The organism is Nocardia farcinica (genome assembly GCF_029867845.1).
Classification (GTDB): domain Bacteria; phylum Actinomycetota; class Actinomycetes; order Mycobacteriales; family Mycobacteriaceae; genus Nocardia; species Nocardia farcinica_A.
This window is the reverse complement of the sequence record NZ_JARWRU010000674.1, coordinates 1-7,569: the sequence shown is the minus strand read 5'-3', so window position 1 is coordinate 7,569 and position 7,569 is coordinate 1. Positions and strand designations below refer to the sequence as shown.

The 7,569-nt window shown below is 71.0% G+C and carries 7 protein-coding genes and 1 pseudogene; 1 reads left to right on the top strand and 7 read right to left on the bottom strand.

Annotated elements, in window-relative coordinates; genetic code table 11:
- A partial coding sequence (locus QH283_RS14830) for a TetR/AcrR family transcriptional regulator (RefSeq protein ID WP_280503583.1) occupies positions 1–682 on the top strand: 682 nt, incomplete at its 5' end.
- 117 nt (positions 683–799) lie between these two features.
- Here QH283_RS14830 and QH283_RS14825 read toward each other — a convergent pair.
- The 7 genes and pseudogenes from QH283_RS14825 to QH283_RS14795 all read right to left on the bottom strand — a co-directional run.
- Positions 800–3,169: an MMPL family transporter gene (locus QH283_RS14825; RefSeq protein ID WP_280503582.1), complete on the bottom strand. Its 2,370-nt coding sequence runs from the start codon at positions 3,167–3,169 to the stop codon at positions 800–802.
- 164 nt (positions 3,170–3,333) lie between these two features.
- On the bottom strand, positions 3,334–4,590 hold the full coding sequence (locus QH283_RS14820) for a cytochrome P450 family protein (protein ID WP_280503581.1): 1,257 nt from the start codon (positions 4,588–4,590) through the stop codon (positions 3,334–3,336).
- A gap of 2 nt (positions 4,591–4,592) precedes the next feature.
- Positions 4,593–5,861: a cytochrome P450 gene (locus QH283_RS14815; RefSeq protein WP_280503580.1), complete on the bottom strand. Its 1,269-nt coding sequence runs from the start codon at positions 5,859–5,861 to the stop codon at positions 4,593–4,595.
- Positions 5,858–6,427, bottom strand: coding sequence for a GTP-binding protein (locus QH283_RS14810; protein ID WP_280503579.1), 570 nt, complete (start codon positions 6,425–6,427; stop codon positions 5,858–5,860). Before QH283_RS14810 ends, QH283_RS14815 begins: the two co-directional genes overlap by 4 nt.
- A 73-nt stretch (positions 6,428–6,500) precedes the next feature.
- Positions 6,501–6,866 carry a DUF742 domain-containing protein gene (locus QH283_RS14805; RefSeq protein ID WP_280503578.1) on the bottom strand — a complete coding sequence of 122 codons (366 nt, stop codon included), beginning with the start codon at positions 6,864–6,866 and terminating at the stop codon, positions 6,501–6,503.
- A complete protein-coding gene (locus tag QH283_RS14800; RefSeq protein WP_280503577.1) occupies positions 6,863–7,294 on the bottom strand; it encodes a roadblock/LC7 domain-containing protein in 432 nt (143 codons plus the stop codon). Before QH283_RS14800 ends, QH283_RS14805 begins: the two co-directional genes overlap by 4 nt.
- Positions 7,291–7,569: pseudogene (locus QH283_RS14795) on the bottom strand (sensor histidine kinase); the annotation flags it as partial. The pseudogene QH283_RS14795 and the gene QH283_RS14800, both read right to left, overlap by 4 nt.

Sequence of the window (7,569 nt, the reverse complement as noted above, 5' to 3'; positions counted from 1 at the left end):
CCCCCTCGCCGCCGCGGGGGGCCTGGGGCCCCGCCCCACCCACCCCCCCGGGGCTGTGTCGCCCCCCGCCGCCACGGAAGTTCTTGCCGAGCAGGGGTTCTCGCGGACCACCAGAGAGCAGATCTGCGCGCGGGCCGGCCTGCCGACGCAGGAGTTCGACGCCCGCTTCGACAGCGTGGGCCGCTGCTACGCCGCGTTGCTCGACGAGTTCGCCGCCGCGATCAGGGACCGGGTGAGCACCACGGCGCTGCGCAAGGCCGACCGGCCGTTCGGTGAGCGCGGACCCGCCATCGTCGCCGCCTTCGTGCACGCCATCGCCGAGGACCCCCGGCTGCTGCGGCTGGCCTTCACCGAGGTCGCGCAGGTGCCCTCGGTGGTGCGGCGGCAGCGACGGGTGCACCGGCGCTGGGCGGCGGCCTTCCTCGACACCCAGTGGCCCGCCGAGCCAGGGGTGGGCGAGCGGACGAGCAGGCGGCGGTTCGCGGTGGCGATGGCCACCATCGGCGGGGTGTTCGAACTGGTCGCCGACTGGTCGCGGCATCACGGCGGCATCGGCGGCGATTCGGCGCAGGCCGAGGACGACGCCTGGGCGGCGCAGGCGCTGATCGACGATCTCACCGAGTTCGTCGGCGTGGTCTACGCCGGGCGGGTGGCCGCCCGGCGCGCCTCGGTCACCGAATGAGCCTCCCGCTCGTGGGATGAGCGCCCGTCCCCCCGCGGGATGGGTTTCCCAGCTCGTCGCGTGCCGGATACCGCCCGTCGGCCGGGTGACACCGGCCGCGCGGTGTCTTCGCCGTGGCTACTTGCCGAGAAGGACGGAATCCCGCTCGGTGCCTGCCTTCCGTTCGCCGGTCTCCGACGCGCTGTCCTGCGCCATGTCTTCCCGCGCGGTGTCTGCCCGCGCCGTGTCTGCCCGCGCCGTGTCTGCCCGCCCAGCCCCGGCCTGCCGCGCGTCGAGCGCCTGCTCGTCGGCCTCGTGCAGGCCGAAGCGGGCGTGCAGGGCGGCCAGCGGCTTCGGCGCCCACCAGTTGGCGGTGCCGAGCAGGCGCATGAGGGCGGGAGCGAGCAGGCCGCGGATGACCGAGGCGTCGCTGAGCACGGCCAGCGCGCAGCCGATGCCGAACAGCTTCATGGCCGTCACCCCCGAGGTGGCCACCGCGAAGAAGACGATGCTCATCAGCAGGGCGGCGGCGGTGAAGATGCGGCCGGTGCGCGCCACGCCCATGGCGACGGCGTGGGTGTTGCCCTCGGCGGTCTTCGGTCCGGCCAGCCATTCCTCCCTGATGCGGGAGAGCAGGAAGATCTCGTAGTCCATGGACGCGCCGAAGGCGATGCTGAACATCAGGATCGGCATGGACAGGTCGAGATTGCCGGTCGGGGTGAACCCGAGCAGCCCCGACAGGTGGCCCTCCTGGAACACCCACACCATCGCGCCGAAGGTGGCGGCCAGCGAGAGCATGTTCAGCGCCAGCGCCTTGATCGGCAGCAGCAGGCTGCCGGTGAACAGGAACAGCAGCGCCAGCGTGGTGAGGGCGATGAGCACCGCGGCCAGCGGGATGCGCTCACCGATGGCGGCCAGCGAGTCCTGGTTCAGCGCGCCGGGGCCGCCGAAGGCCGTCTCGCCGGGCGCGGGCACGGCGCGCAGCTGGTTCAGCTGCTCCTTGCCCGGACCGGAGTAGGGGTCCAGGCGGGTGCCGACGGACAGGAACGCGCCGTCGGCGGAGATCATGTCCGGCAGCGGCGCGGCCACCTTCAGGCCGTTGAGGTAGACGCCCGCGCCGGAGAGCACGGCGGGCACGTCGGGCACCTTCGACAGCGCGGCGGCGTATTCGCCGATCCGCGCCTCGTCGCCCTGGAAGCCGGGCAGGGTGATGATGACGCTGGTGGCCATGTCGGCTTCGAAGTTCGCGCGCAGTTCGTCGCCGACCACCCGGCTCGGGGCGTCGGACAGGGCACGGTCGTCCGGGTAGCCGAACTTCGCGCCGAGGAACGGCGATCCGACCAACAGCAGCAGCACGGTGGTCAGCAGGGCGATCGGCACCGCGCGCCGCATGACCGCCAGCACCCAGCGGTACCAGAAGCTGCGCTCGGCGGGGACCGGGGCGGGCTCGGGCCTGCCGAGCAGCCTGCGCACGCCCGCGCGCAGGTCCAAGGCGTTCACCCGGTCGCCGAGCAGCACCAGCATCGCGGGCAGCACGATCACCGCCGCCGCGGCGGCCGCTCCGACCACGGCCACGCCACCGTAGGCGAAGGACTTGAAGAAGTACAGCGGGAACACCGCCAGTGCCGCCAGCGAGAGCGCGACCACCAGGGCCGAGTAGACGACCGTGCGGCCCGCGGTCTGCACCGAACGCACCACGGCGGCGACCGGGTCGAGGCCGCGGCCCAGTTCCTCGCGGTAGCGGCTGACGATGAACAGGCTGTAGTCGATGGCCAGCGCCAGCCCAAGCGCGGTGGTCATGTTCAGCGCGTAGATGGACACGTCGGTGAAGACGGTCAGGGTGCGCAGGATGCCGAGCGCGGCCAGCACCGCGCACAGGCCGATCACCACCGGCATGGCCGCGGCCACCACGCTGCCGAAGATCAGGATCAGCAGCAGGCCGGTCAGCGGGATCGCGATGGCCTCGGCGATGATCAGATCGCGGCTGATCTGGGTGTTCATGTCGGCGAAGGCGGCGCCGAGGCCGCCGGCGCGCACGGTGACGCCGTCGTCGGCGAACTGCACCTGCTCGCTGATGCGGTCGGCGCGTTCGGTGAGTTCGGAATCGTCGCCCGCGATGTAGGCGATGACCAGCGCGCTCCGCCCGTCCTTGCTGCGCAGGGCGGGGGCGAGGTCGGGACGGGTGGTCCAGTACGACTGGATGCCGCTGACCTCGTCGAACCCGCTCAGCTGGGCGACGGCCCGCTCGCCCGCGGCCCGCGCGGCGGGCGAGTCGGCGCCGTCGTCGGCGGTGACGAGCAGGATGTAATTGGTCGCTCCGCCGGGGAAGTGGTCGCTGAGGAATTCGCCCGCGCGCACCGATTCCAGTTCCTCGGTGACGAAACCGCCCGCCTTCATGTGGCTCGCCGCGCTCGCGCCGAAGGCGCCGCAGGCCAGCATCAGCAGCAGTGCGGCCACCAGGACCGTGCGCGGTCGCGTGGTCGCGAACCGAGCGAGAGTGGTCAGCATCGACGCGGACTCCCCATCAGAAGAAACGTTTCTTGAACGGTAAACCGTACGGTCGTCCGAACAGAATCTCGTTTCGCGGTGATGCTGGCCACGTCATCGGCCGAGGGTGAGGCCGGTCACGTCGCGACGGCGGTGCACCGCCGCGACGACAAGTCAGCGGGCGTTCACGCCTCCGGCGTGGTGGTGACGGCGGCTCGGGCGCGCAGGTCCACCGGGAACCGCGCGAGGTCGTTCTGGGTGAGCACCGGCATGTTCACGATCTGCTCGACCGGCACCGCAAGGCGCAGCTCGGGGAAGCGCTCGAACAGCGCCGGAACCGCGATCGAGGCCTCCAGCCTGGCCAGCGCCGCGCCGGGGCAGATGTGCGGGCCGTAGCCGAAGGAGATGTGCCGGTTGGCGGTGGCACGGGTGATGTCGAAGGCGTCGGCGTCGGCGCCGTGCACCTCGGTGTCGCGGCCGATGGCCCGGTAGGAGATCACCACGCCCGCACCTTTTTCGATCACCGCGTCGCCGAGATCGATGTCCTCGGTGGCGAAGCGCATGAGCAGGTGGATGACCGGGCCGTCGAAACGCAGCGTCTCCTCGATGGCGGTCTCCCAGCTCACCTCCCCGGACCGCACCAGCGCCATCTGCTCCGGGTGCGACAGCAGCGCGCGCACGGTGGCCAGGATCAGATTGACCGTGGTCTCGTGCCCGGCGGCGACCAGCGCCTTGAGGTTGCCCAGCACCTCCTCCTCGGTGAGCGGGGTCTCCTCGTCGGTGGAGTAGATCAGCGCGGAGGTGAAATCGTCGCCCGGCTCGGCGGTCTTGGCGCGCACCATCTCGGTGAAATAGGCGTCGAGCTGGTCGATGACCTTCAGGCGCTCGTCCTGCGGGGTCATGATCGAGAAGAACGCCTTGTACCAGTCGAGCAGCATCTGCTGATCGGACTGCGGCACCCCCATCAGGTCGCCGACGACCTGCATGGGCAGCGGGTAGGCGAACAACTCCTTCAGGTCGACGGCCTGCCCGCCCGCGGCGGCGCGCTCCAGGCCGTCGAGCTGGTCGGCGACGTAACCCTCGATGCGCGGCTTCAGCGCGTCGAGGCGGCGGCGGGTCAGCGCCTGGGTGGTCTTGATGCGCAGCCTGCGGTGCTCGGTGCCGTCCACGGTGAACATCGAGCGGTCCACGTCGATCATGCCGATCAGCGGCCACTGCCTGGTCACCACGCCGGTCTGCCACAGCGACCAGGAATTGATGTCCTTGACCAGCCTCGGATCGGTGAGCAGTTTCCTGGCCAGCCCGTGCCTGGTGACGGTGTAGGCGGGCACGCCGAGCAGGTCGATCTTCGCCAGGGGCCCGGCCTCGCGCAGACGGGTGGTCTCGCCCGCCAGGTCCGAGATCATCGGGTCGATGACGATCGTGTCGTGCGGGCAACTCATGCTCAGAAACCTCCGACGGCGGGTACCGGTGTGTAGCGGACGGGCAGGCTGCTCATGCCGCGCAGCCACGGATTGGGTTTACGGACCAGCTCGTGTTCCGGCACCGCGAGATCGACATCGGGCAGCCGGTCGAGCAGCACCTCGATGCCGGTGCGCGCGATGACCTCGGCCATCTGCTGGGCCGGGAACGGGCAGCGGAATTCGCCGTGGCTGAAGGCGAAATGCGCGCTGTTGCCGGTCTGGGCGGGCTCGAGGCCGTCGCCGAGCTGCTGGCGCACGTGCGGGTCGGCGTTGGCCGCGCCGAGACCGAGCAGCAGCATGTCGCCCGCCCGGACGACCTGGTTGCCGAGCCTGGTGTCGCGGGTGGCCCAGCGCCCGGCCAGGATCTGGGTCGGCGCCTCCTCCCACAGCACCTCGTTCATCGCCTGGCCGATGCTGTGCCTGCCGCCGCCGAGGGCCGCGGCGAAGCGGTCGTCGACGAGCATCAGCCGCACCGAGTTCACCAGCCAGTCGGAGGTGGGCAGGTAACCCGCCGCCGTGATGGCCATGAGGTTGTGGATGTGCTCCTCGTCGGAGAACGGCTGGGGAAAATTCAGCATCCTGGTGACGATGCTGTCGCCGCCGACGGACCTGGCGTGCGCGACCAGCCGCGAGATCTGCTCGTAGAAGCGCACGTGCGCGGCCTGCGCGTCCGCGCCGCCCTGGGCGAAGGCGCGCATGGTCCAGGCCAGCAGCGAGCCCTCCTCGTCGGACAACCCGAGCGTGGAGGCCAGCGCCAGCACCGGCAGCGGCTCGGCGTACTCGGCGACCAGGTCGGCGCGGCCGCGGCCGCAGAAGGAGTCGATCAACCGGTCGGCGATGTCCTCGACGGTGCGGCGCAACGCGAACGGGTCGACCCCGTCGAGCGCGGCCTCCACCACCTCGGAGTGCCTGCGGTGCTCGGCGCCGACGGTGTAGTAGATCGAGGGCAGTTGCACGCCGATCATCGGGCGTAGCGGCCAGTCGTCGGGCACGTTGGGCCACTGGTTCCAGCTCTCGGCCCTGCGGTTGAACAGCTCGGAATCGCTGGTCACCTGGTGCAGTTCGCGATAGCCGATGACCAGCCAGGCCGGGAAGCCGCCGAGCAGTTCCACCGGCACCACCGGGCCGTACTCGCGCCGCGCCCTGGCGTAGAGGCCGTAGGGGTCGGACAGGAACTCCGGTCCGTCGAGGGGGATCGCGCCGGGATGCGCGGGGCAGCCCGGCGGGGCGGCCTGCTCGGCGTAGTTCACGACAGCTCTCCGTTCGCACGTGCCCGGGCGTACAGCTGCTCGACCAGGGTCACCAGCACCTGCTTGCAGGACTCGCGCGAACGGGCGTCGCAATCCAGCAGCGGCACATGCGGATCCAGGTCGAGCGCGTCGCGCACCGCGTCCAGCGGCTGCGGCGCGCCACCGAAGTTGTTGCAGGCCACCACGAACGCGGTGCCCTGGCTCTCCAGCCGGTCGATGGCGTACCAGGAGTCGGAGATCCGGCGGCGGTCCACCAGCACGATGGCGCCGAGCGCGCCGCTGAACAGCCGGTCCCACAGGAACCAGAAGCGCTGCTGACCGGGAGCGCCGAAGAGGTAGAGCACGTTCTCGGAGTCGATGGTGATGCGGCCGAAGTCGAAGGCGACGGTGGTGGTCGACTTGCCTGGCGCGCCGGTCGGATCGTCGATGCCCACGCCGGCGTCGGTCATGGTGGCCTCGGTGTCCAGCGGGCGGATCTCGCTGACCGAGCGCACCATCGTGGTCTTGCCGACGCCGAACCCGCCGACGATGACGATCTTCAGGCCCTGGCTCGCGGTGCCGAGCAACGGGGCCTCTGCCCGTAACGGCGCGGGGGACGGGGGAGGTGAGGACGGGGAATCGGAAATCGCCGTCGATGGATTAGAGACTGCGGAGTCCAACAAGCACCTTCTCGAGGGTGGTGGAATCGAGAACCAGGTGGTCGCCGAAGCGCCCGGCTCGTGGATGTCGCACGGTGATCTTGCCCGCCGCCAGCAGGTCGGAGAGCAGCACCGTGGTGATGCCGACCGGCAGCCGCAGCTCGGCCGCGATCTCCACCACCGAGGTGGGGGAGCGGCAGATGCGCAGGATGGCCGCGTGTTCGGAGGGCATGCCCGGCACGGGCTCGGATTCGCTGACCACGAGGGTCACCAGGTCGAAAGCGTCGGTGTCGGGGCTGCTGCGACCACCGGTGAGCGTGTACAGGCGGTCGGGGCTGTCGTCGCGTCCCGGTCTGGGTCTGCTCATGGTCTTCCGGCCCCCGCCACTCGTGGCTGCACCCTCGGCGCCGCCGTCAGCTGGTCGCCGAGCTGCTCGACCAGCTCCCGCATGTTGTGGCCGATCAGCCCGGCATCGGCGTCCTCGTCGGCCAGCACCGCCAGATGCGCCCCGAGCCCCGCCTCGACGATGAACAGGATGCCGCCGTAGAACTCGGTCATCGACTGGCGCACACCGGGTCTGCCGTCACCGAACTCGGCGGAGGCGCCGTGCGCGAGCGACTGGATGCCCGCGGCGATGGCGGCCAGCTGGTCGGCCTTGTCGATGGTCAGCTCCGGGGTGTGGCAGATCTTCAGGCCGTCACCGGACAGCAGTAGCGCGTGCCTGCTTTGCGGAGTGCGCTGTAGCAGCTGTTCGAGCAGCCAGCCGAGCTGAGCGGGGGTGGTCGAAGAGGTCATCGATCGTTCTCCAGAGCGACGGGCGGGGACGGGGGGACGGATTCCTGTGCGTCACGTCCGGTGAACGCGCGCTGGAAGGCCCCCAGTGCGGCGGGCCGCGTGGGCGGGGAGGTCGGTTCCTCGGCGGCCCGCAGGACCGACGGGCCCGACGTGCGGCGCTCGACGAGGCCGTCGGGATGAGCGGCGGCCAGGGTCTGGCCGCGCTTGCGCTTGGGCAGGGGCGCGTCGTCGGCGAGCAGGGTCGCCGCGGCGGGCTGCTGCTCGCGCTGCTCCTG